This window comes from Methylobacterium sp. P5_C11 (assembly GCF_054049775.1).
Genome location: NZ_JBFULS010000010.1, coordinates 1 through 21,556 on the forward strand (window position 1 = coordinate 1; position 21,556 = coordinate 21,556).

Consider the following 21,556-nt stretch of genomic DNA (forward strand, 5'->3'; position numbering starts at 1 on the left):
GAGACCCTCAAGGACGCGACCGTCAAGCGCTACCACTACGACAGCCACGACCAACTGCGGGAACACCTCGCCGCTTTCCTGGATGCCTACAACTTCGCCCGGCGGCTCAAGACCCTACGCGGCCTCACGCCATACGAAGCGACCTGCCGAGCCTGGGCAGACGACCCAGGCCGGTTCAGATACGACCCAACCCATCTCACCTCGGGACTGAACACCTAGAAGCTTGTTCGGTCCTGATACTGGCCCAACGCCTCAGGTCCGAACGATACGACCTCAGCGCTTAACGGCCTTTGGCTCGTTTCGGCGAACAGCTGAGGACGAGACCGGTCCAACAGCTGCTTCCATCCGTCGTTGCCTTTAATAATTAACCGGTCTATTTCTAAATCATGAAGTCCGAATCGGTATCAGCAGTCACGGCACGGAAGAGGGGGCGCCCGCCGCGGCTGGAGCCGGCCTACGGAATGTCGCGAGAGGCCTTGATCCGAGCCGGCGTCGCACTGCTGTCGGAGAAGGGGTACTCAGCCACCGGCCTCGAAGAGGTCCTACGCAGCGCCGGTGTGCCGAAGGGTTCGTTCTACCACTACTTCGCGAGCAAAGATGTCTTCGGTGCCGAGCTCGTCGACGCGTACGCGAACTATTTCGCGCGCAAGCTCGACCGCTGGTTGCTCGACGAAAGGACGGCCCCACTTCAGCGCCTGAGGAACTTCGTCGCCGACGCGCGTGTCGGTATGGCGCGCTACGAGTTCCGCCGCGGCTGCGTCGTCGGCAATCTCGGGCAAGAGATGAGCGCCCTACCGGAGTCTTTCCGGGACCGCCTGCATGGGGTTCTGCTGGACTGGCAGACGCGGACTGAGCGCTGTCTCAGAGATGCCCAGGCCGCCGGTGAGATCGCCGCGGACGCCGATTGCACGGCACTGGCAGCCTTCTTCTGGATCGGCTGGGAGGGCGCGGTCCTCCGCGCAAAACTTGAGCGCAACCCTGAGCCCCTCGACCTCTTCGCCAACCTGTTCCTGACCTGTCTGGCGCGCTGAGCGCCACCCGCGGAGTGCACCGGATGTTCAAGGCGATTGTGATCGAAAAGGATGAGGCGGGCTACCGCGCCGGCTTGCGCGAGATCGACGAGGCGCACCTGCCCGATAGCGACGTCACCGTCGATGTTGCCTACTCGACGCTGAACTACAAGGACGGACTCGCGATCACCGGCAAGGGCCAGGTGGTGCGCAAGTTCCCGCTGGCGCCGGGCATCGACCTCGCTGGCACCGTCCGCGAGTCTCGACATCCCGATTACAAGACGGGTGATCAAGTCATCCTCAACGGCTGGGGTGTCGGCGAGGCCCACTGGGGCGGGCTGGCACAGGTCGCGCGCCTAAAGGGCGACTGGCTGGTCCCGCTGCCCGAGGCGTTCACTCCGCGCCAAGCGATGTCCATCGGCACCGCCGGCTACACTGCGATGCTGTGCGTGATCGCGCTCGAACGCCACGGCGTAAGCCCGGACAAGGGCGAGGTCGTCGTCACCGGCGCGGCCGGCGGCGTCGGCAGCACCGCGGTCGCCCTCCTGTCGCGGCTCGGCTACACCGTCGTGGCGGTAAGCGGACGCTCGGAGGAGGCCAGCTACCTGCGCGGACTCGGCGCAGCTGAGGTGGTCGACCGGGCGGCGTTCTCGCAGCCGGGCAAGCCGCTCGCCCGGGAGCGCTGGGCGGGGGCTGTCGACGTGGTCGGCAGCCACACCCTCGCGAACGTCTGTGCTGCCACGAAGTACCGTGGCGTCGTCACGGCCTGCGGTCTCGCTCAGGGCATGGATCTGCCGGCGAGTGTGGCCCCGTTCATCCTGCGTGGTGTCAGCCTGATCGGCATCGACAGCGTGATGTGCCCGCGGCCTGAGCGGCTTGAAGCCTGGGGCCGGCTTGCCCGTGACCTGGACCCGGTCAAGCTCGACGCAATTACGAACGAAATCGGCCTGTCGGATGTCGTAGCCACGGCAGAGCGCCTGATGGCCGGCCAGGTGCGCGGCCGTGTGGTCGTCGACGTCAACCGCTAAAGGTCTCGATCCGACCCGGCAGTTCGACTGCTGGCGCATGTAACAAGAGCACGAGGAAAATCTGAATACAATGACTTGACGACAAGCGCGGCGCCGCCGCCGGACTGACAAAAACAATCGCAGTCCGCTCATAACAATGGAGGAACGACCATGAAGGGTGTATTCGCGCTGGCGATGCTGTTCAGCGGCACGGCTGCTGCGCACGCCGATCCTCTGCCGACCTTTCGCATCGGCGTGCTGAACGACCAGTCCGGCCTCTACGCCGACATCGCCGGCCCCGGATCGGTCGATGCCGCACGCATGGCGGTTGAAGACTTCAAGCCGGAGAACAAGGGCTTCCGTGTCGAGGTTCTATCGGCCGACCACCAGAACAAGCCCGATATCGGTGCGGCTATCGTGCGGCGCTGGTTTGACGTAGACCATGTCGACGCCATTGTCGACGTGCCGACATCGTCGGTTGCGCTTGCCGTCTCGAACATCGCGAGCGAGAGGAATAAGGCCTTTCTCATCGCCAGCGCTGGCAGCTCGGACCTGACCGGCAAGAACTGCACCCGCACGAACGTCCACTGGACCTACGACACCTGGGCGCTCGGCAACAGCACGGCCCGCGCGGTGATCAAGCAAGGCGGAAGATCTTGGTATTTTCTCACGACGGACTATGCGTTCGGCCACGCCCTTGAGCGCGATGCCACCGAGGCCGTGACGAAGGCCGGCGGCAAGTCCCTCGGCCACGTCCTCGCGCCCTTCCAGAGCACCGACTACTCCTCCTACCTTGTCCAAGCCCAGGGCAGCGGCGCGCAGGTCGTCGCGCTCGCCAATTCTGGCGGCGACACGATCAACGCCATCAAGCAGGCCTCGGAGTTCGGCCTCACCGAGGGCGGGCAGAAGCTCGTCGCACTCCTGGCCTTCATCTCCGACATCCATTCGATCGGCCTGAAGGTCGCTCAAGGTCTGACCCTGACCGAGGCGTTCTACTGGGACCTCAACGACGGCACCCGCGCCTGGGCAAAGCGGTTCGCAGCTCGCAATGGTGGCCGCTACCCGACCATGAACCAAGCCGGCACCTACGCCTCGACGCTCCACTGGATGAAGGCCATCGCCGCCATCGACAAGGACAAGGCGCATCACGGCACCGAGGTCGTCACGCAGATGAAGGCGATGCCGACCGAGGACGCGTTATTCGGGCACGGCTCGATCCGCGCCGACGGGCGCACCATCCACGACCTCTACCTGTTCCAAGTGAAGAGCCCGGCGGAGTCGAGGGGCGCGTACGATTACTATAAGCTTCTCGACACCATCCCCGGCGAGCAGGCCTTCCGGCCCATGGCCGACGGGGGCTGCCCCCTCGTGGCCAACACAGCCGCGAAGTGAGGTGGCCTGGCCATGGCGCTCCCTGACGCGGTCGAGGGCGCTGACGTCGCCGCCAAGCGGACGGCGATGGCGCTGCTGCTTCTCAGTGAGGTTGCGGCAATGGCGACGTGGTTCGCCACCACCGCCTCGATCGGCGCGATCCGCACGCACTGGACGTTGAGCCCCTTCCAGGAGGCTCTGCTCACCAACAGCGTCCAGGCCGGGTTCGTCGCCGGTACCCTAGTCAGCGCGCTGTTGGGGCTAGCGGACCGGTTCGACCTGCGCCGGCTGTTCTGCGGGTGCGCCGTGGTAGCGGGCCTCGCCAACTTGGCGATGCTGGCCTTCGAGCCTACTTCGCCGGTGGTGCCGCTGCTACGCTTCGTGACCGGGGCCTGCATGGCCGGCGTCTACCCGGTCGGCATGAAGATCGCCGCGACCTGGGCGGTGGGCGACCTGGGGCTGCTGATCGGCCTGCTGGTGGCCGCGCTCACCCTCGGCTCGGCGCTCCCGCATCTCGTGGCGGCATTCGGCCAGCTCGACTGGCACCTGCCGGTGCTCGGCGCGGCGCTGGGGGCGCTCCTGTCTGCTGCCCTGATCCGCTTCGTGCGCCTCGGGCCGCTGCGGTCGGAGGCGCCACCCCTGCGTCTGGAGAACGCGCTGGAAGCGTGGCGCAACCGCGGCGTGCGCCTGGCCAACCTCGGCTATCTCGGCCACATGTGGGAACTCTACGCCATGTGGGCCTGGATCGGTGCCTTCATGGCTGCGAGCTTCCGGGAACGCTACGGCAATGCGCCCCCGTTCCCCCCAGAACTCGCCGCCTTCGCTGTGGTCGCCGCCGGAGCTTTTGGTGCCATGCTCGGCGGCTGGGCGGCGGACCGGTTCGGACGCACCCTGGTCACCGGAGCCTCGATGCTCGCCAGCGGCTGCTGCGCCATCGCGGTCGGCTTCCTGTTCGGCGGCCCCGCCTGGGCGGTGCTGTCGGTAGGCGTGCTCTGGGGAGTAGCCGTGATCGCAGACTCGGCGCAGTTCTCCGCTGCGGTGAGCGAACTCAGCGATCGCCGGCTGATCGGCACGATGCTGACCGTCCAAACCTGTGTCGGTTTCCTGCTGACGCTCGTCAGCATCCAACTCATCGCCTTCGCGGGGACCTATTTCGGCTGGCGCTTCGCCTTCGCACTGCTCGCTATCGGGCCATTCCTGGGGCTCGCCTCGATGCTGCGGCTGCGGCGCCTGCCCGAGGCCAAGCGACTGGCGGGAGGACGCAAGTGACAGCGAGGAGAAAGCCGCCTGTGACCTTCACGACGATCACCTACGAGACGCTCGCGCCCGTGGCCCGCATCACGCTGAACCGACCGGAGCGCACCAATGCGATCAGCGCGACCATGCTCGACGAACTCGCGCAGGCGATGGACGCGGCCGAGGCCGACGCGGCGGTGCGCGCCGTGATCGTGCGCGGGGCCGGTACGGCCTTCTCCTCGGGCTTCGACCTCAAGGATCAGATGGCACTCCGCCCCGAAGGCGTGAGCCAGTGGCGCCCGATCCTGCGCAAGGACTTCGACGTGCCGATGCGTTTCTGGCACTGCCCGAAGCCGACCATCGCGGCGGTGCGCGGCCCGTGCCTTGCGGGCGCCTGCGAGCTGGCACTGGCCTGCGACCTGACCGTGGCGGCCGAGGACGCCTTCTTCGGCGAGCCGGAACTCAAGTTCGGGGCCGGAATCGTGGTGATGATCCTGCCCTGGATCGTCGGGCCGAAGGCCGCCAAGGAGATCATCCTCACGGGCGAGGACCGCATCCCGGCGCGGCGCGCCTACGAGATCGGGATGGTCAACCGGGTGGTGCCCGCCGCCGATCTCGACGACAGCGCCCTACACCTCGCCCGGCACATCGCCGCGATCGACCCGAACCTCGTTAAGGAGACGAAGCGGGCGATCAACCGCTCCATCGAGGCGCGCGGCATGCTGGAGGCCTTGGAGATGGCCCTCGACATCGACCTGCTGATCGAGGGCGAAGGGTCGCCGGACAAACGGGCCTTCATGGACATCGCCCGATCTCAAGGTCTCAAGGCGGCGCTGGAGTGGCGGGACAGCCGCTTCCCGGGAGCCAGGTCATGACCGGGGCGCTCGCGACGATCATGCGCGAGGGGCTCGCCCACCCAGGCAACCGAGTGGACGAGGCCTTCGGCCCCGGGATGTCGGGGCACGAGCTCGACGCGCACGCGGACCTCGTGGCGGGATTGCTGCGCGAGGCAGGCGTGCGTCCGCATGAGCCCGTGCATGTGAGCATCGGCAACCGAGCCCTTGATCTCGGGACGCTGCTCGGCGTCTGGCGGATAGGGGCTGTCGCAGTGCCCGTGCATCGGACCGCCGCGCCGCTCACCCGCGCGGCGGTCGAGCGGGCGACGCGCGCCCGCTTCTTGGTCGATGGGCTCACCCTAGATACGATCGTGGACGAGGCGCCGCCTGAGCGGCCACTTCTGAACGGGGCTGCGCTCGTAGTGTTCACCTCGGGCAGCACCGGAGCACCGAAGGGCGTGGTGCTCGGGCACGATGCCCTGGCGCGCAAGCTCGCGGTCCTCGATCGGTTGCTGGACTTCAGTCCGGACGATGTGGTCGTGGTGCCGCTCCAGTTGACGTTCATCTTCGGCATCTGGGCGAGCCTCCTTGCGATCCGCTCTGGGGCAACCCTCGTCCTCGTCCCGAAATTCACTCGCGCGACGCTCGCGGGCCAACTCGCCGCGCAGGCGACCGTGCTCGCCGCGGTGCCGACCATGCTGCGGGCCTTGCTTGCCGATGGTGCTCCGCCGGGTCCTAAGCTCCGTGCGGTGCTGACCGGGGGCGAGGCGCTCAGCCCGTCCCTGGCCCAAGCGGCCTGCGGCAGCTGGCCGGACGCCGAGCTCATCGACCTCTACGGATCGACCGAGACCGGCTCCTGCGATTTCTGCCACTGGCCGCGGGATGCCGCGGTGGCCGGGTCCATCGGTGTCCCGACAGAGGGCGTGTCGTTCCGCATAGTTCGAGACGACGGCACGCTGGCCCCTCCCGGCGCGGTGGGCGAGCTGCAGATTTGCACCGTGTGCGGCATGCTGGGCTACCTCGACAATGCCGAGCTGACCCAAGCCTCATTCGAGGCAAGTCACTTCAGAACGGGAGATCTCGCACGTCTGCGACCGGACGGTCAGGTTGAGCTCGTCGGACGCTCGAAGGAGATCATCTCGCGTGGCGGCAACAAGATCTCGCCGCTGGAGATCGAGAACGCCCTCTGCGCGCATCCGGACGTCGCTGCAACCTTGTGCGCCGGCGTACCCGACGAACGTCTCGGCGAGGCGATCCACGCCGTAGTCGTGCTGAAGCCCGGGCTCGCGTTGACGGTGGACGAGCTTAGGCGCTGGGCGTTGGCTAACCTCGAACGCTACAAGGTGCCGGACGTGATCGTCTTCAGCGACGTGCTGCCATGTGGCGCGACCGGTAAGGCGAGCCGTGCGATGGTCAGTACGATCACACAGGTGTCCACCGACACTTCGACAGCGAGCATGCATCGCGCGCTGCCGGGGCTTTGAGCATCAGGTACTTAATCCCGTTCAGATCCGAACTCAAAACGGAGGAAACGATGCCGGCCCAGCATGCTCCCTCGCCCCCGGCTGAAGACGAAGCCTGCCCCTGTCGCGACGGCATGTTCGCCACCCGCGGCGCCGACCGACGCCGGTTTCTCGTCGCCGCGGGTTCCGGCGTCGCCGCAGCACTTGCGGCGGGTCGGACTATGGCCGACGACGGAGTCCCAGCCGGCGCCCGCCATTTTGATGTGCCCAGTGACCCGACCAAAGAGCAGGGCCGCCCCGTCGCTGCGGACGGCGGCTATGGATCACGCTCACAGTTCGAGAAGGCTGTACGGGTACGCTACCCAACGCCCAACGAGAACACGTCCTGGTCATTGACCCCACTCGCCGCGCTGGTCGGCAACATCACGCCCTCCGGGCTACACTTTGAGCGGCACCACGGCGGCATCCCCTCCATCGATCCCAAGCGCCACAGCCTCGTCGTCCACGGTATGGTTGGCACCCCGAAGCGGTTCAGCATGGACGACCTCCAGCGCCTGCCATCGGTGACGCGCAAGCACTTCATCGAATGCTCCGGCAACGGCTTGACCGAATGGAAGAAGCCGACGCTCAAGACGGTTCAGGGCACGCACGGGCTGCTCAGCACGTCGGAGTGGACCGGCGTGCTCTTCTCGACCCTGGCCCGCGAGGTCGGCCTGCAAGAGGGAGGAGGCTGGGTTCTCGCCGAGGGCGCGGACGCCGCCGTGATGACCCGGTCCATCCCCCTGGAGAAGCTCCTCAAGGACGGGATCATCGCCTATGGCCAGAACGGCGAGGCGATCCGCCCCGAACAGGGCTACCCGGTCCGTCTGCTGCTGCCCGGCTACGAGGGCAACACCCACATCAAGTGGCTGCGGCGACTAGAGGTCAGCGACAAGCCCTTCATGACGCGGGAGGAAACCTCCAAGTACACGGACCTGATGGCGGACGGCCGTGCACGGCAATTCTCGCTCGACATGGACGCGAAGTCAGTCATCACGTTCCCATCCGGCGACATGCGTCTGCCCGGTCCCGGAGTCTACAACGTCACCGGCTTCGCTTGGTCCGGACGCGGGCGCGTACAATCGGTGGACGTATCGATCGACGCGGGCAAAACCTGGTATCCGGCCTACCTTGGCTCGGCGCCTGAGCCGATGTGCACGGTGCGCTTCACCTTCCCTTGGACCTGGGACGGCACGCCCGCCGTGCTGCAAAGCCGGTGCGTGGACGAGACCGGCTACTTTCAGCCGACGCGCCAGCAACTGCTCGCCATCCGCGGCGACCACGGGCCATCCGCCTCGATCTACCACCTGAATGCGATCCAGAGCTGGGCCGTCGCGAGCACCGGGGAGGTCAGCAATGTCCATGCGTGAGCGCGTGCGCGGCCTTGAACCGACGACGTCAGTTCTACTCGGCCTTATGCTTCTCGCGACGCCTGCGGCGTCCCAGACGGCGGCCGATACCCGCCTCGGCGTCGGCAAGCCGGTCACCGAAGCCGAGCTTGGGGCCTACTTTTCGATCCCGCCGAGCGGGAAGGGTTTGCCGCCGGGTCACGGCAATGCTCAGGAAGGCGCCACGGTCTTCCAGGAACAGTGCGCCGCCTGTCACGGTGAGAAGCTCCAGGGCAACATGGCGCCCGGCATCGGCGCCGATCGATTGGTCGGCGGTCGCGGCAGTCTTGCGTCGGATAATCCGATCAAGACGACTGAGAGCTACTGGCCGTACGCCACGACGCTGTTCGACTACGTCAAGCGCGCGATGCCGTTCAATGCGCCGGGCTCGCTCACGGACGACCAAGTCTACGCGGTCGTCGCGTACATCTTGTCGGAAGGACACGTCATCACGCCCGACGAGAATTTGGATGCGACCAGCCTACCCAAGGTGCAGATGCCCAACCGCGGCGGGTTCATCCCCGATCCTCGGCCAGAACTTAGTCTCTATCGATAGCGTATCATCGCGCGTTGGCCCTCATTCGGGATGGCGTCATAAAACGTAAAATCCTGCCTGCGATGTCTGCGCACAGGAAGCCAATATGCGCACGGTAGTGTCTGGGTTGGGCGCAAAGCCGAAGGTCCGGTTTCCGGCCGAAACTTGAGCTCCGCTGCCGGTGCAACCGCACCTTGCCGCATAACATCAGCCCGAACTCGTACGGACATGTGCCCGGCGGGGTCGTCGCTCACCTCGCGAGGGAGGCCGTTAGTCAGCGGCCAAGCGTTGGTTCGTGGACCGGTTGGGGGGATACATGGGCGAGTTCAATGTCGTGTTGCCCTCGTCCTGCCAGGCGTGATCCGGCGCTCGTTCATTGTCTCGAACAAGGGCGACCACCGCCGGCGAGGGCTCTCCACAGGATGACCCGCTAGAGCTCTCCGCCGGAACCCGCTCTCGCCGGCCTGATCTTTACTTGGCCGGCACCAACTCGGCTCTGGTAGGCCAGTTGTCGAGCAGGTCGATGATAGCGGTCTCACCGTCCTCCTTGTGCAAGGTAGACGGATCGATGTTTGTGATCCCAAGCTTCTGAAAAAAGATGCTGTTTCTCATCTTTGCGTCGGCTAGCAGCTTCGGATAGGAGATGATCTCTACAACCGCATCAGGATTGTTGAGATATCCGACAAGCCCCTGGCCATCCGGTGTTTCATGGAACCGATAACCTTCGATGGCCTCACGAAGAGAGTCCGTGATGTCTGCAATGATGTAGCAGTGAAATGTTGCGTTCTTCAGTCGTGGCGAGAGTTGTCGGCCCTTGGTGTCCTTCAAAGACGTTGATGTCTTAAAATTTTTAATATAGCCCATAATTTGCTTAAGCGGGTTCTCTTCGCCATCGTAGTCGTCTCTTGAAGGGCGCTTGAATTCTACCAATACCACCGTGTTGGCGGCTTCCTGCTCCCGCCAAGCGAAGCAGGTATCGTAGAAAAATGCGATATCAGGCCGGTCAAGGGATTTATTGTCCGTGTAAGACTTTAACGGACGGTCAGATGCAAAGTGCGCGAAAAACGCCAAGCGGTCGTCGATGAGCCAGAGTTTATGGTCACCGATCTCGATGCTGGCCGAGTCGGTGCGCATCGGCACGATGAGCTTGTGCACTGCCTCTTCGAGGTAGTGCTTGGTTGTGCCCTCTTGAAATTGAGCGTAGCGGTCTAAGATGTCGATCACGCTTTTCCTCAGCAGAACGTACTCCGCGAGTACACTTTTCTGCTGGTCCTGCACAAAGTCCTGATAAGCCTCTACTTTCCGACCAAGTTCCTCGGTGAAGCTCGGACCTGCCTTAGTGACCTCTTCTATTTGCTTGAACTCGTGGTTGGTCTTCCGAAATCTGTGACGGCACATTTCCACGTAGACGGCCTCCCTGGAGGTAACGCCAGGAGCTAGCTTATTGATGAAATCTTCCATCTCGCCGTGCAAGTATAGAAATTGAGGATATTCCTCGATCACCTGCTGCACGAGCTGGTGCTTCTTCTCCTTTAATCGACTTACGTATGTGTCGAGGTAGACCATGACCGACGCCTGAAGCGCGCGCCGGATGTCGCGGTTCTCCGCACTGTCAAAGCTGAAGCCAGTTCGTTCCTGGTTGACGTGGGCGTCGAGGTGGGCGCCCGATACGCACCCGATGTAAACCTCGTTGCCATCGAGGGATTTAAGGCCAATCGCATCGTCGATGACCGTCTCCTCGACCGCTCGATCGTTGGCGGTTAGGAACAGGCAGTTGTAGGCCTTCTTGTTCGTGTCGGGCCGGACCGATTTCGCGGCGCGGATGTGACGGATCGTGAGGTCAATCGAGGCGTCCTCTCCGAGCGGGATGGTCACGCGCTGCTCGGCCGTGTTCCGAACGAGGTCGCCGAATGCCGCCTTCAAATCCACGGTCTCGATCCCATCCGCCATCTTGATGGACGGGGCGAGATCCGCTGCCAGGAGCTGCATGAAATGCCCGATCATACGTTGACGCAGCGTAGGTGCGTCGACCGGGCACTTCGTGCCGTCAGCAGTGTCGTAGGTCCGCAGCGAGATCCGAGTGCCTGGTCCGGTCGGGAATGGCTCGATCCCGGTCTTCAGCAAGACCTGCTCGTCCTCCCTGAGCACGAAGTCGAAGGCTCGCACGGCAAGTGCACCGGAGTTGTCCAAGTAAGTGCTCTCGACCTTGATGTCTCGGAATACTTTGAGCCATCCGAGCCGGCCAACGCCTTCGCCACCTCGATGGAGTTTGTGTTGCGAGTCGGGCCGCAAGAACGACGCGTAGTTCTCGTCGTTCAAGCCGATCCCATTATCCTCTATCACGAATCCGATGACGGGAGAGTCGGGCTTCTTTGGGTCTTCCCGCAAGACCTCGACCTGAATGGAACCTTGTGTCTTCGCCTTGTCGCGGTGCCGATCGTCGATTGCATGCAGCCCGTTAGATACGGCTTCGAAGAGCGGCATGAGGGCAGAAATAGCGGAGGGCTTGAGCGACAGGCGCTTAACGCGGCCAATTAGGTCGGTTGCTAGCGTTGGCATTCTCGGTCCCTGGCCGTCGCGGGAACGAGTGGTGCTATGCGTAGCCGTGCCCGCACGGGCCGGCAATCGCCTGTGCGGGGCACATCAACAAGGTTGAAGGTATCGATGGTCCGATAGATGCAGTGCATCGCCGAGGTTAAGTTTATCATCGACGGCATGACGTAGAATGCATCATGGGCACGGTAGCACACTGGCGTAACAGCCACGAGCCCTCCGCTCGGCGTTCGATGACGTCGAAGACCCCGCACAAATTGATCATCCTTTCTGTGCCAGCCCTCGGAGCCGCCATTGTTCCTGCAAAATGGGATGTCCGGTACTAGGCGTTGAGCTGGTGTCCACTTATGGCGCGAAGCCGAACGCCCGCTTCTCACTGCTCAATCGCGGCAGTTCAACGCCATGCTCGTGCCGGCCCGATTCTCTGCGCACGCCCTCCGAGTTCGCTTGCCCAATCGTCCGTCAAGTGACTCGGCATGAGTTCGGCACTCATTGCGCCGAGCTGGACCCCGGCAATAGGCCACGGCGGAGCCGGAGCAGCTTCTCGGCAGCATGGGGAACGGCGAGGAACGCCATGGGGAACATGGGGAACACCTCGGCCGCTCAGAGGACGATATATCGCAGAAGGTGCAATGGGTTAGTTGGAGCGGGCGATCGGGATCGAACCGACGACATTCAGCTTGGGAAGCTGACGTTCTACCACTGAACTACGCCCGCCGACATGGCCGGCACGGAAATGGCTTGCTCCGGATACCGAACTCCGAATGCGCTCCGTGCGCTCATGTACGGCTACGATCTAGCAGCCCGAGGACGATGGCGTCAAACGGATCCTGGCCGGTCAAAGGTGCGCTCGGACGTATCGGTGAGGAGCAATCGCCGGCACGCCGAAGATTGCCGGCGCCTACCGGCCGCGCTGCCCACGACGAGGCGCAACGGCCCGCGGGTGCGGAGCGTTGTCGGCGTTTGGTCGAGGCAGCACCTTCCGACGAACGCGACCCGTCCCATGCCGGAGTCGCTAATTCTGAGGCGATCGTCCTGGGGGCCACGACGGGCTCCGGTCGAGACTACCGTCCGTGCGCCCGCGCGGCCTCAGGCGACGCGGGAGAGGCTGCCGGACTGCGATCCGAGCGTGCCGCGCGCCGAATCGTAGGCGCGGTTGCGTAGGGCCGTCTCGCTCGGCAACTGCTCGATCACGTTCCCAGACGACGGGTCGAGCACCTGGAAGACGATCGTGCTGGTGTCCCGGTCCTGGATGTAGCGCGCCTTTCCGCCATTCGACCCGATATCGAGCTTCACCGCGGGTTCGAGGGGCGCAGCATTCGCAAGAGGTCCTGGCGCCTCCTGCGACACGGCGGGGGCGGACGTCGCTCCGAGGGCATCGAGTCCCTGAGGCCCCGGCGTCGTGGTGGTCAACGGTCGGATCTCCATCCCCGGTCTCCTGCGATCCTGTGATCGGAGGATTGAGGCGGTTCGGGGCCTAACCGTCGGTTAACGCCGGAGACCGGTCCACCGGAGGCCGATCGGCGTTCGGGGATGCGATGAAGATCGCGTTAGCGCGCGCCCACAAATGTCCCGCATCGTTCCGGTGCGGGATCGGGCAGCGCCGCCCGGGTGGCACACGAAAAACCCGCGCCCGGTGGCGGGCAGCAGGTTCGGATCGATCGGTGTCGCGCGGCGCGGCGGTCCGGCGGTTGCCGGCCCCTTCGGATCGGGAAGGAGCCGGCTTTCCTGGCGGTCGTGTTGTCGTATCAGCCGGCGGCGTCGACGTAGAGTTTCCCGCCCTCCGCCAGGAATTCCTGCGACTTCGCCCGCATGCCGGCCTCGGCCTCGGCCTTCGACATCGCGGGCGACGCGCCCACGACCTCGCCGGCCTCCTCCATCGCCAGCACCTCGGCGCGCAGGTCCTGCGTGATCTTCATCGAGCAGAACTTCGGCCCGCACATCGAGCAGAAATGCGCGACCTTGTGAGCGTCCTTCGGCAAGGTCTCGTCGTGGTAGCGCCGGGCCGTGTCCGGATCGAGCCCTAAGTTGAACTGGTCCTCCCAGCGGAAGTCGAACCGGGCGCGGCTGAGCGCGTCGTCCCGGAGCTGCGCGGCGGGATGCCCCTTGGCGAGGTCGGCGGCGTGGGCGGCGATCTTGTAGGTGATGACGCCGGTCTTCACGTCGTCCCGGTCCGGAAGGCCGAGATGCTCCTTCGGCGTGACGTAGCAGAGCATCGCGGTGCCGAACCAGCCGATCATCGCGGCGCCGATGCCCGAGGTGATGTGGTCGTAGCCCGGCGCGATGTCGGTGGTCAGCGGGCCGAGGGTGTAGAACGGCGCCTCGCCGCACTCCTTCAGCTGCTTCTCCATGTTGACCTTGATCTTGTGCATCGGCACGTGGCCGGGGCCTTCGATCATCACCTGACAACCCTTGTCCCAGGCGATCTTGGTGAGCTCGCCCAGCGTCTCCAGCTCGCCGAACTGCGCGGCGTCGTTGGCGTCGGCGATCGAGCCCGGGCGCAGGCCGTCGCCCAGCGAGAACGAGACGTCGTAGGCCCGCATGATGTCGCAGATCTCGTCGAACCGCTCGTAGAGGAACGATTCCCGGTGCCCGGCGAGGCACCAGCGGGCCATGATCGAGCCGCCGCGCGAGACAATGCCTGTGACCCGCCGGGCGGTCAGGGGCACGTGGGCGAGGCGCACGCCGGCATGGATGGTGAAGTAGTCGATGCCCTGCTCGGCCTGCTCGATCAGCGTGTCCTTGAAGACCTCCCAGTCGAGCTTGAGCGGGTCGCCGCCGACCTTCTCCAGCGCCTGGTAGATCGGCACTGTCCCGATCGGGACCGGGCTGTTGCGGATGATCCACGAGCGGATGTTGTGGATGTTGCGGCCGGTCGACAGGTCCATGACCGTGTCGGCGCCCCAGCGGATCGACCAGACGAGCTTCTCGACCTCGTCGGCGGCCGAGGATGTCACGGCCGAGTTGCCGATGTTGGCGTTGATCTTGACCAGGAAGTTCCGGCCGATCGCCATCGGCTCCAGCTCGGTGTGGTTGATGTTGGCCGGGATGATCGCCCGGCCACGGGCGATCTCGTCGCGCACGAATTCCGGGGTGATGAACGGCGGGACCGAGGCCCCGAAGCTCTGGCCGTCCGCGAGCGCGGCCTCGGCGCCCGCGAGCATCGCCTCGCGGCAGACGTTCTCGCGATGGGCGACGTAGATCATCTCCTCGGTGATGATTCCCGCGCGGGCGAACTCGTACTGGGTCACCATCTGGCCCGGGGCCGCCTTGCGGATGGTCCGCTCGGCGGGGCAGGGGGCCACGAGCTTGTCGCCCGCGAAGCCGTTATCCTCGGGCTTCACCGCCCGCGGCGCGACGGCCGCGTAGCCGCGCGCCGCGATCCAGGGCTCGCGCACGCTGGGGAGGCCGGCATTGAGGTCGATGCGGGCGTCGGTCTCGGTGTAGGGGCCCGACGGGTCGTAGACCCGCACCGGCTCCTCCTTCGGATCGGAGAGGACGATCTCGCGGTAGGGGACGCGGATGTCCGGCCGTCCGGCCGGGTTCGCGTAGGCCTTGCGCGATCCGGTCACCGGACCCGTGGTCACGGTCTCGGGGCTGCCTTTCACGTCCTTGGGGAGAACGGGTGCGTTCATCGTGGGCCTCTCCTGGCTCTGGAGCGGTCCGGTCCACGCGATGGCCGAGATGAGATCCGGTCGCGCCACGCGCGGCCGCAGGTTCCCGTCCCTCCGCCGGTATGAGCCGGATCAGGTTCAAGGGTCAGGGCAATGCGCCCAATCTCAGCCCCCTGCGGGGCTCCCCTCGGAACGTTTCCAGACTCGGTCCCGCGCCCGCCTTTGTCAATGCATCCCCGGTTGCCTTAGACAACACATCAGGAAAACCCTTCGTCCGACCCCGCGCGCGCCCGGAATTTTCCACCCCGCATGCGTCTTCTCGCCGGTCTCTTGCTCACCGAGCTCTTGTTCGGCGGCCTCGCATGTGCCGTCCTCGCGCTCGGCCAGCGACGCTTCCTCTATCCGGGCGCTCAGGGTCGGCCGATCCGCGTGGCGGTGCCTCCCGGGATCGCGGCGATCACGGTCGCGACGGTGGACGGCGAGACCCTGCACGGGCTTTGGCGTCCTCCGCGGCCGGGCTGCGGCGTGGTCGTCACCTTCCACGGCAACGGATCCCGCCCGGAACCGCACGCGGCGCGCTTCGCCGCGGGTCCGTGGCGGGCGCAGGGCTGGGGCGTCCTCAGCGTGGCCTATCGGGGCTATCCGGGCTCGACCGGGCGCCCGGACGAGGACGGGTTGATCCGCGACGGTCTGGCGGCCGCGGCGGCCGCCACGGCACGGGCGCCCGGCGCGCCGATCCTGCTGCACGGCCACTCCCTCGGTGCCGCCATCGCGGTGGCCGTTGCCGAACGGGTGTCGTCGGTCGGGCTCTACCTGGAGGCGCCATTCGATTCGATGACCCATGCCGTGCGGCTGCATGTCTCGCTGGTCCCGACCTGGCTCCTGCGCGACACGTACCGCTCGGACTTGCGCATCCGCGGCGGAAGCGAGCCGGTGCTGATCGTGCAGGGCCGTGACGATCCGGTGGTGCCGGTCAGATTGGCCTTCGGCCTCGCTGCCGCGGCCGGTTCGCGGGCGCGGATCGACGTCGTCCCGGGCGATCACGTCTCCATCCTGGGTGTGCGGGATCGCGAGGCCGCGGAGGTGTTCGGCCGGCTCGTGCGGCCGGCCTGCCCGCACCTGACCGATGGGCGGCTTTAGGGGGAGAGGCCCGTGGTCGGGCGGCGATCGCAACGCTGGCGTGAGGACGATTCGGACACTGCGGGCGGGCAGAGCCCAGCCGATCCGGTCTGCCCGCTCTGCGAGCGGCCGATCCCGCGCCGCGCCCGATCCAGCCTCCATCACCTGACACCGAAGCTGAAGGGCGGTACCCACCACGGCACCGTCCGGCTGCATCAGATCTGCCATTCGGCGATCCACGCACGCTACAGCGAGGCGGAGATCGCCAGGCGCTTGGCCGACATGGAGGCCCTCCGGAGCGATCCGGAGATCGGTCGGTTCCTCGTATGGATCCGCGGAAAGCCCGACGATTTTCACGCCGCGACCCGCATGACCCGCGACCGTCGGGCGGCGCGGCGCAAGATCTGATCGGCCGCCGTTTACCGCCCGTTCGGCACGTCCGAAGATCGCGGCTGTTGCAGGCCTTGCCGTCAACCCGAGCGGGTTCAGGATCGCCCCGGTTTCGAGGGTGTGGCGATGGCTGGGGTCGGGGATGCGGGCGGGCGGCTCGCCTGGGTCGATATCGCCAAGGGGATCTGCATCCTCCTGGTGGTGATGATGCATTCCGTCACCGGGACAGGCGAGGCTATGAGCGGCGAGGGGTTCCTCCACCCGATCGTCGCCTTCGCGAAGCCGTTCCGGATCCCCGACTTCTTCCTGTTGTCGGGCCTGTTCCTGGGCCGCGTGATCGACCGTGACTGGCGGTTGTTCTCCGATCGCCGGGTCGTCCACTTCGCCTATTTCTACTTGCTGTGGCTGGTGATCCAGTCGGTCGTCAAATACGGGAAGATCGTCGGCGATGCCGGACCCGGGGCCTTCGCGGCCCACCTCGTCCACGCCCTGATCGAGCCGTATTCCAGCCTCTGGTTCATCTACCTGCTGGCGGTGTTCTCGGTCGTCACCAAGGCCCTGCGCCGCGTGCCGGGCTCCGGGCTTCTGGTCGCGGCCGCGCTCCTGCAGATCGCCGACATCCGCAGCGAGTCCACGCTCATCGAGGAGTTCTGTGCCCGGTACGTCTATTTCGTAGCGGGCTACCTGTTCGCCGACCGGATCTTCGGCCTCGCCGACATCGCGCGGCAGCGCCCTGGCCTCGGCCTCTGCGGCCTCGCCGCCTGGGCGGCTGCGGAGGGCTGGCTCGCGCTGACCCCGACGGCTGTCCCGGATCATCCCACCCTCGCCAGCCTGCCCCTCGTGAGCCTCGCCCTCGGCGCCGCTGGCGCACTGGCGATCGTGGTGGCCGCCTCCCTGATCGGCCTGGCCGGCGGTCCGATCGCCGAGGCCGTGAGAACCTGCGGACAGCGCTCGATCGTGATCTATCTCGCCTTCTCGTTGCCCATGGCGGCCACCCGGGAATTGCTCGTGCGCACCGGCGCGGTCGCCAATATCGGCCTCGCGTGCCTCACCGTGATGGCGATGGCGGTGCTGCTGCCGCTTGTCCTGGAGCGTCTCGTGCGCGGCACGGCGCTCGACCTGCTGTTCGTGCGGCCGCGTTGGTTCCGGCTCGTGTCCTCCGCTCCGCGCCCGCGGCCGGCCCTGCGGACCACCTGACGCGCCGGCCTCAGACCTCGAACGCGATACCGATCCGGCGGCTGCGCCGCCACACCACGGTGGCCGCCCGCGGCTCGGCGTCCGCCGATACGCGCAGCGGGAAGCGGTCGGGCACTACCTGTCCGTCCTCCACCTCGATCTGCGCCCCCGTCCCAGTGGCGTCCCACACGAGGCAGCCGACCTCGCCTGCGGGAAGCAGGACGGTGCCGAAGGTGAAGGCGTTCTTCCGGAAGGCGCCGCGCCGATTTTCCGACATCAGCTCCCCCATCCGGTCTCGCGCATGCGCGGACACGGGCTCCGCCGCATTCGATGATGCGGGATGAGGGTTAACAGGGCAGATACGATTTGAGGCCTGCCCGGATGCCGGCGATCAATAATCGTCCGGAACACCCCGGTAGCGGTGCGGCCTTGGTTCATAATCGTCGTCGTAAGGCCAGGACATCGGCGGCCGGTCGTAGTCGCGGCCTTAGCGGTAGGCGTCGCGCCGCGGGCCGTCGTCCTCGTCGCTGCGATAGCCGCCACCGCCTGCCGTGATGCGCGGCGCGTACCAACAGCTCTTCGCCTGACCCGGCGCGGGATCGCCGAAGGTCTGGCTGTTGCAGGGCACCATGCCACCCTGTGGAAACGGCCTGCCGTTCGTCCGGCCGGGGACGCCGTAATAGACGTTGGTCGGATAAGGCATCCGGCAGACGCCGCCATCCCGCGCACAGCCGACCAGATTTACAGTGTCGAGCTGATAGGCGAGGGCTGGAGCGGACGCCAGCGCGCCGGCCCCCAGCGTGAGGCCCCCGAAGGCCAGAGCGATCCGAATCTGCACACCCCCGAATCTCCGAGGTCTGCGGTCGGCACGCCGAATAATCCGGCGAGCGGCTTCCGGCCAGCGGCTCAGCTCGTTAAGGCGTCGGCCATGCAGGCTCGCAGCCCGGCCCACGGTCGGCGAGGCGGCCATCGGTGCGTGTGGATCGGGCGGAGCGACTCGTCGTCGAGCGGGTGAGGGCGCCCCTGGAGGCCTTGATGAGGGATGCGTCTGCGCAGGAGCTTCTCCTGCTGAGCGCGCTGCAGCAGTGCCGGATCCAGCTCGACGCGGCGCGAAGGGACGAGGCCGCCCGCGCGACCGTTCGGGAGGACCTGGAAGCCGCCCTGCGCCGCGAGGCGGTGCTCTCGGCCGCGATCGTCGAGGAGCGCGAGCGGACCGAGGCCGTCCGCCTCGTCCTGCAGGCGCTGGTGATGAGCATCGGCCGGTTGGGTCTGCGTCGGCGCCTGTTCCTGTCGCGCATCCAACGGCTTGGCCGCGAGACGCCGGATTCCGGTCCGCAGGCCGCCCGGCATGCGGTCCTGCTCGCGGAGTCGCGCCGGGTGCTCGGCACGCCGGCTGCCGACCCGCCGACCGACGGGTGAGGGACGTCGCCCGGGATCCGGAACGGGTGCCGAACGCATCGATAACGGCCCCTTAAACCGCCGCATTTAGCGTGCGGAAACCGTCTTGCGCCGCAGCCGGGATGCGCGCCGCGACGGAACATTCGAAGACGGGATGCATGGCCAAGGGTCGGGGCAGGATTGAGCCGAATTTCGACGTGCCCGAGGGGCGCGTCCGGGATCGCGGCGAACTCGATCTGCGCCTGTCCCGGGAGGACCGGCCCGGGGCAGGAGACGGCGTGGCGAAACGATCGGGCGGGACGGCGCGGCAGCCGGGCAAGGGGCCGGCCAAGACGACACGGCCGGCGAAAGCCCGCGGCCGACGCCGGCGCTCGTGGCTCGGCCGCATCGTCTACGGGACGGTCGTCCTCGGCCTCTGGGCGGTGATCGGGCTGGCCGGGCTGATCGCCTACCACGCCTCGCAGCTGCCGCCGATTGATCAGCTCGCCGTGCCGAAGCGGCCGCCCAACATCGCGATCCTGGCGAGCGACGGCTCGCTGCTCGCCAATCGCGGCGAGACCGGCGGCCGGGTGGTGTCGATCAAGGAGCTGCCGCCCTACCTGCCGCGCGCCTTCGTGGCGATCGAGGATCGGCGCTTCTATCAGCATTTCGGCGTGGATCCGGTCGGTATCCTCCGGGCGATCGGCCAGAACCTGACGCGACGCGGCGTGGCGCAGGGCGGTTCGACGCTGACGCAGCAGCTCGCCAAGAACCTGTTCCTGACGCCGGAGCGCTCGGCCTCGCGCAAGATCCAGGAGGCGATCCTCGCACTCTGGCTTGAGCACAAGTACACCAAGGACGAGATCCTCGAACTCTACCTGAACCGCGTCTATTTCGGCGCCGGCGCGTATGGGGTCGAGGCGGCCGCGCAGCGCTATTTCGGCAAGCCCGCCAAGGAGGTCAGTCTCGCGCAGGCCGCCATGCTCGGCGGCCTCGTCCAGGCGCCCTCGCGGCTTGCGCCGAACCGCAACCTCCCGGCGGCGCAGGCCCGCGCCGCGCAGGTCCTTGCCGCGATGCAGGAACTCGGCTTCGCCTCGCAGCAGGACGTGAAGGTGGCGCTCGCCCAGCCGGCGAAGCCCGCCAATGCCCGCGGCGGCGGCTCGGCCAACTACGTCGCCGACCTCGTAATGGACGTGCTGGACGATTACGTCGGCAAATTCGACACCGACATCACCGTCCAGACCACCGTCGATACCGGCCTCCAGGCGAGCGCCGAGAAGGCCCTCACCGACGAACTCAACGCCAAGGGCGCGCGGTTCAATGTCAGCCAGGGCGCGCTGGTCTCGATGCGGCCCGACGGCGCGATCCGCGCGTTGATCGGCGGGCGCGACTATGCCCAGAGCCAGTTCAACCGGGCCACCACAGCCAAGCGCCAGCCCGGTTCCTCGTTCAAGCCCTTCGTCTACCTCGCCGCCGTCGAGCACGGCGCCACACCCGACACGGTGCGGGACGATGCACCGATCCGCATCGGGAACTGGGCTCCGGAGAACTATTCCCACCGTTACGAGGGACCGGTCACCCTGCGCACCGCGCTCGCCCACTCGCTCAACACGATCGCGGTCCGCCTCGGTCAGGAGGTCGGCCCGAAGGCCGTGGTCCAGACCGCGCAGCGGCTCGGCATCACGTCGCCGCTCCAGGCCAACGGCTCGATCGCCCTCGGTACGTCCGAAGTCACGCTCCTGGAGATGGTCGGCGCCTACGGGGCCTTCGCCAATGGCGGCACCGGGGTGATCCCCTACGTGGTCACCGCCGTGAAGGGTCAGAACGGCAAGGTGCTCTACAAGCGGGCCGACAGCGGGCTCGGCCGGGTGATGAGCGCCGATGCCGACGGCATGATGAACGCGATGATGCACGAGACCTTCGTCAGCGGCACCGGCAAGAAGGCCGACATTCCCGGGTGGGATCTGGCCGGCAAGAGCGGCACCACCCAGGATTACCGCGACGCGTGGTTCATGGGCTTCTCCGGCAGCCTCGTGACCGGGGTCTGGCTCGGTAACGACGACGGCGAGCTGACCAAGAAGGTCACGGGCGGCAACCTGCCGGCCGAGATCTGGAAGACCTACATGACCCAGGCGCTGAAGGGACAGACGCCGGTCCCGCTCCCCGGCCTGAACCGGTGGCGCCGGCCGCCGGAGACGACTGCCTCCGTGGCGAGCGCCGCACCGGCCTCGCCGGGCGGCCTCCTCGGGCAGATCCTGGGCGAACCGGAGGCTCCGTCGCCGCGCCCGGCCGCACCGGGGCGCCGCGCCCAGAAGGACGACCGCAACTTCATCGAGAAGTTGTTCGGCCTCGGAGACTGATACTTCCAAATCGTCGCAGGTTTCGTACGGCGCGGGTGGTTCGCTCCCCGCGCTGCGAACGGATGCAGGCCCGGTTTGGGGC

General features: G+C 66.6%; 19 protein-coding genes, 1 tRNA gene and 1 riboswitch. Of the genes, 14 read left to right on the forward strand and 6 right to left on the reverse strand.

What is annotated here, in order from left to right:
- From ACXJKQ_RS07820 to ACXJKQ_RS07860, 9 genes are all read left to right on the forward strand, one after another.
- Window positions 1-219: IS3 family transposase (locus ACXJKQ_RS07820; RefSeq protein ID WP_457105201.1), on the forward strand; the 219-nt coding region annotated here is incomplete at its 5' end.
- A 167-nt stretch (window positions 220-386) separates the two neighbouring features.
- Window positions 387-1,031, forward strand: a complete 645-nt coding sequence (gene acuR, locus ACXJKQ_RS07825) for an acrylate utilization transcriptional regulator AcuR (protein WP_457105202.1) — start codon at window positions 387-389, stop codon at window positions 1,029-1,031.
- Between the two features lie 23 nt (window positions 1,032-1,054).
- Entirely contained in the window at window positions 1,055-2,038 is a 984-nt protein-coding gene (gene acuI, locus ACXJKQ_RS07830) for an acrylyl-CoA reductase (NADPH) (RefSeq protein WP_457105203.1), read from the forward strand.
- Between the two features lie 150 nt (window positions 2,039-2,188).
- Entirely contained in the window at window positions 2,189-3,409 is a 1,221-nt protein-coding gene (locus ACXJKQ_RS07835; protein ID WP_457105204.1) for an ABC transporter substrate-binding protein, read from the forward strand.
- 12 nt (window positions 3,410-3,421) lie between these two features.
- Window positions 3,422-4,657 carry an MFS transporter gene (locus ACXJKQ_RS07840; RefSeq protein WP_457105205.1) on the forward strand — a complete coding sequence of 412 codons (1,236 nt, stop codon included), beginning with the start codon at window positions 3,422-3,424 and terminating at the stop codon, window positions 4,655-4,657.
- A 20-nt stretch (window positions 4,658-4,677) separates the two neighbouring features.
- Window positions 4,678-5,499 carry an enoyl-CoA hydratase-related protein gene (locus ACXJKQ_RS07845; protein ID WP_457105206.1) on the forward strand — a complete coding sequence of 274 codons (822 nt, stop codon included), beginning with the start codon at window positions 4,678-4,680 and terminating at the stop codon, window positions 5,497-5,499.
- Window positions 5,496-6,944: a class I adenylate-forming enzyme family protein gene (locus tag ACXJKQ_RS07850; RefSeq protein WP_457105207.1), complete on the forward strand. Its 1,449-nt coding sequence runs from the start codon at window positions 5,496-5,498 to the stop codon at window positions 6,942-6,944. The genes ACXJKQ_RS07845 and ACXJKQ_RS07850 overlap by 4 nt, the downstream gene beginning before the upstream one ends.
- A 113-nt stretch (window positions 6,945-7,057) precedes the next feature.
- Window positions 7,058-8,332: a sulfite dehydrogenase gene (gene soxC / locus ACXJKQ_RS07855; protein WP_457105306.1), complete on the forward strand. Its 1,275-nt coding sequence runs from the start codon at window positions 7,058-7,060 to the stop codon at window positions 8,330-8,332.
- Window positions 8,319-8,906, forward strand: a complete 588-nt coding sequence (locus ACXJKQ_RS07860; protein WP_457105208.1) for a c-type cytochrome — start codon at window positions 8,319-8,321, stop codon at window positions 8,904-8,906. Before soxC ends, ACXJKQ_RS07860 begins: the two co-directional genes overlap by 14 nt.
- Window positions 8,907-9,356: 450 nt before the next feature.
- Here the strand turns inward: ACXJKQ_RS07860 and ACXJKQ_RS07865 are convergent, their stop codons facing one another.
- From ACXJKQ_RS07865 to thiC, 4 genes are all read right to left on the reverse strand, one after another.
- The gene (locus tag ACXJKQ_RS07865; protein WP_457105209.1) at window positions 9,357-11,444 is read right to left on the reverse strand and encodes a hypothetical protein; all 2,088 of its coding nucleotides are present in this window, start codon (window positions 11,442-11,444) and stop codon (window positions 9,357-9,359) included.
- A 636-nt stretch (window positions 11,445-12,080) separates the two neighbouring features.
- A tRNA-Gly gene (locus tag ACXJKQ_RS07870) sits at window positions 12,081-12,155 on the reverse strand.
- Between the two features lie 372 nt (window positions 12,156-12,527).
- Entirely contained in the window at window positions 12,528-12,866 is a 339-nt protein-coding gene (locus tag ACXJKQ_RS07875) for a hypothetical protein (protein ID WP_457105210.1), read from the reverse strand.
- 320 nt (window positions 12,867-13,186) lie between these two features.
- Window positions 13,187-15,073 carry a phosphomethylpyrimidine synthase ThiC gene (gene thiC, locus ACXJKQ_RS07880; protein ID WP_457105211.1) on the reverse strand — a complete coding sequence of 629 codons (1,887 nt, stop codon included), beginning with the start codon at window positions 15,071-15,073 and terminating at the stop codon, window positions 13,187-13,189.
- A gap of 71 nt (window positions 15,074-15,144) precedes the next feature.
- Window positions 15,145-15,250: riboswitch (TPP riboswitch) on the reverse strand.
- A gap of 111 nt (window positions 15,251-15,361) precedes the next feature.
- Here thiC and ACXJKQ_RS07885 point away from each other — a divergent pair.
- From ACXJKQ_RS07885 to ACXJKQ_RS07895, 3 genes are all read left to right on the forward strand, one after another.
- On the forward strand, window positions 15,362-16,192 hold the full coding sequence (locus ACXJKQ_RS07885; RefSeq protein ID WP_457105212.1) for an alpha/beta hydrolase: 831 nt from the start codon (window positions 15,362-15,364) through the stop codon (window positions 16,190-16,192).
- 12 nt (window positions 16,193-16,204) lie between these two features.
- Window positions 16,205-16,579, forward strand: a complete 375-nt coding sequence (locus ACXJKQ_RS07890; RefSeq protein ID WP_457105213.1) for a restriction endonuclease — start codon at window positions 16,205-16,207, stop codon at window positions 16,577-16,579.
- 108 nt (window positions 16,580-16,687) lie between these two features.
- A complete protein-coding gene (locus tag ACXJKQ_RS07895) occupies window positions 16,688-17,758 on the forward strand; it encodes an acyltransferase family protein (protein ID WP_457105214.1) in 1,071 nt (356 codons plus the stop codon).
- 10 nt (window positions 17,759-17,768) lie between these two features.
- On the opposite strand, the gene ACXJKQ_RS07900 is transcribed toward ACXJKQ_RS07895, so the two are convergent.
- Complete coding sequence (locus ACXJKQ_RS07900; RefSeq protein ID WP_457105215.1) at window positions 17,769-18,014, reverse strand: pilus assembly protein PilZ; 246 nt, start codon at window positions 18,012-18,014, stop codon at window positions 17,769-17,771.
- Between the two features lie 210 nt (window positions 18,015-18,224).
- Window positions 18,225-18,575, reverse strand: a complete 351-nt coding sequence (locus ACXJKQ_RS07905; protein WP_457105216.1) for a hypothetical protein — start codon at window positions 18,573-18,575, stop codon at window positions 18,225-18,227.
- Window positions 18,576-18,772: 197 nt separating this feature from the next.
- On the opposite strand from ACXJKQ_RS07905, the gene ACXJKQ_RS07910 reads away from it, so the two are divergent.
- Complete coding sequence (locus tag ACXJKQ_RS07910; RefSeq protein ID WP_457105217.1) at window positions 18,773-19,156, forward strand: ATP-dependent helicase; 384 nt, start codon at window positions 18,773-18,775, stop codon at window positions 19,154-19,156.
- Window positions 19,157-19,293: 137 nt separating this feature from the next.
- The gene (locus tag ACXJKQ_RS07915) at window positions 19,294-21,474 is read left to right on the forward strand and encodes a transglycosylase domain-containing protein (RefSeq protein ID WP_457105218.1); all 2,181 of its coding nucleotides are present in this window, start codon (window positions 19,294-19,296) and stop codon (window positions 21,472-21,474) included.
- The last annotated feature ends 82 nt before the right edge of the window (window positions 21,475-21,556 follow it).

Excerpts from the sequence above, each read along its gene's own strand:
- acuR (WP_457105202.1), top strand. The coding sequence starts at position 387 with ATGAAGTCCGAATCGGTATCAGCAGTCACGGCACGGAAGAGGGGGCGC.
- acuI (WP_457105203.1), top strand. The coding sequence starts at position 1,055 with ATGTTCAAGGCGATTGTGATCGAAAAGGATGAGGCGGGCTACCGCGCC.
- ACXJKQ_RS07835 (WP_457105204.1), top strand. The coding sequence starts at position 2,189 with ATGAAGGGTGTATTCGCGCTGGCGATGCTGTTCAGCGGCACGGCTGCT.
- ACXJKQ_RS07840 (WP_457105205.1), top strand. The coding sequence starts at position 3,422 with ATGGCGCTCCCTGACGCGGTCGAGGGCGCTGACGTCGCCGCCAAGCGG.
- ACXJKQ_RS07850 (WP_457105207.1), top strand. The coding sequence starts at position 5,496 with ATGACCGGGGCGCTCGCGACGATCATGCGCGAGGGGCTCGCCCACCCA.
- soxC (WP_457105306.1), top strand. The coding sequence starts at position 7,058 with ATGTTCGCCACCCGCGGCGCCGACCGACGCCGGTTTCTCGTCGCCGCG.
- ACXJKQ_RS07860 (WP_457105208.1), top strand. The coding sequence starts at position 8,319 with ATGTCCATGCGTGAGCGCGTGCGCGGCCTTGAACCGACGACGTCAGTT.
- ACXJKQ_RS07865 (WP_457105209.1), bottom strand. The coding sequence starts at position 11,444 with ATGCCAACGCTAGCAACCGACCTAATTGGCCGCGTTAAGCGCCTGTCG.
- ACXJKQ_RS07875 (WP_457105210.1), bottom strand. The coding sequence starts at position 12,866 with ATGGAGATCCGACCGTTGACCACCACGACGCCGGGGCCTCAGGGACTC.
- thiC (WP_457105211.1), bottom strand. The coding sequence starts at position 15,073 with ATGAACGCACCCGTTCTCCCCAAGGACGTGAAAGGCAGCCCCGAGACC.
- ACXJKQ_RS07885 (WP_457105212.1), top strand. The coding sequence starts at position 15,362 with ATGCGTCTTCTCGCCGGTCTCTTGCTCACCGAGCTCTTGTTCGGCGGC.
- ACXJKQ_RS07895 (WP_457105214.1), top strand. The coding sequence starts at position 16,688 with ATGGCTGGGGTCGGGGATGCGGGCGGGCGGCTCGCCTGGGTCGATATC.
- ACXJKQ_RS07900 (WP_457105215.1), bottom strand. The coding sequence starts at position 18,014 with ATGTCGGAAAATCGGCGCGGCGCCTTCCGGAAGAACGCCTTCACCTTC.
- ACXJKQ_RS07910 (WP_457105217.1), top strand. The coding sequence starts at position 18,773 with ATGAGGGATGCGTCTGCGCAGGAGCTTCTCCTGCTGAGCGCGCTGCAG.
- ACXJKQ_RS07915 (WP_457105218.1), top strand. The coding sequence starts at position 19,294 with ATGGCCAAGGGTCGGGGCAGGATTGAGCCGAATTTCGACGTGCCCGAG.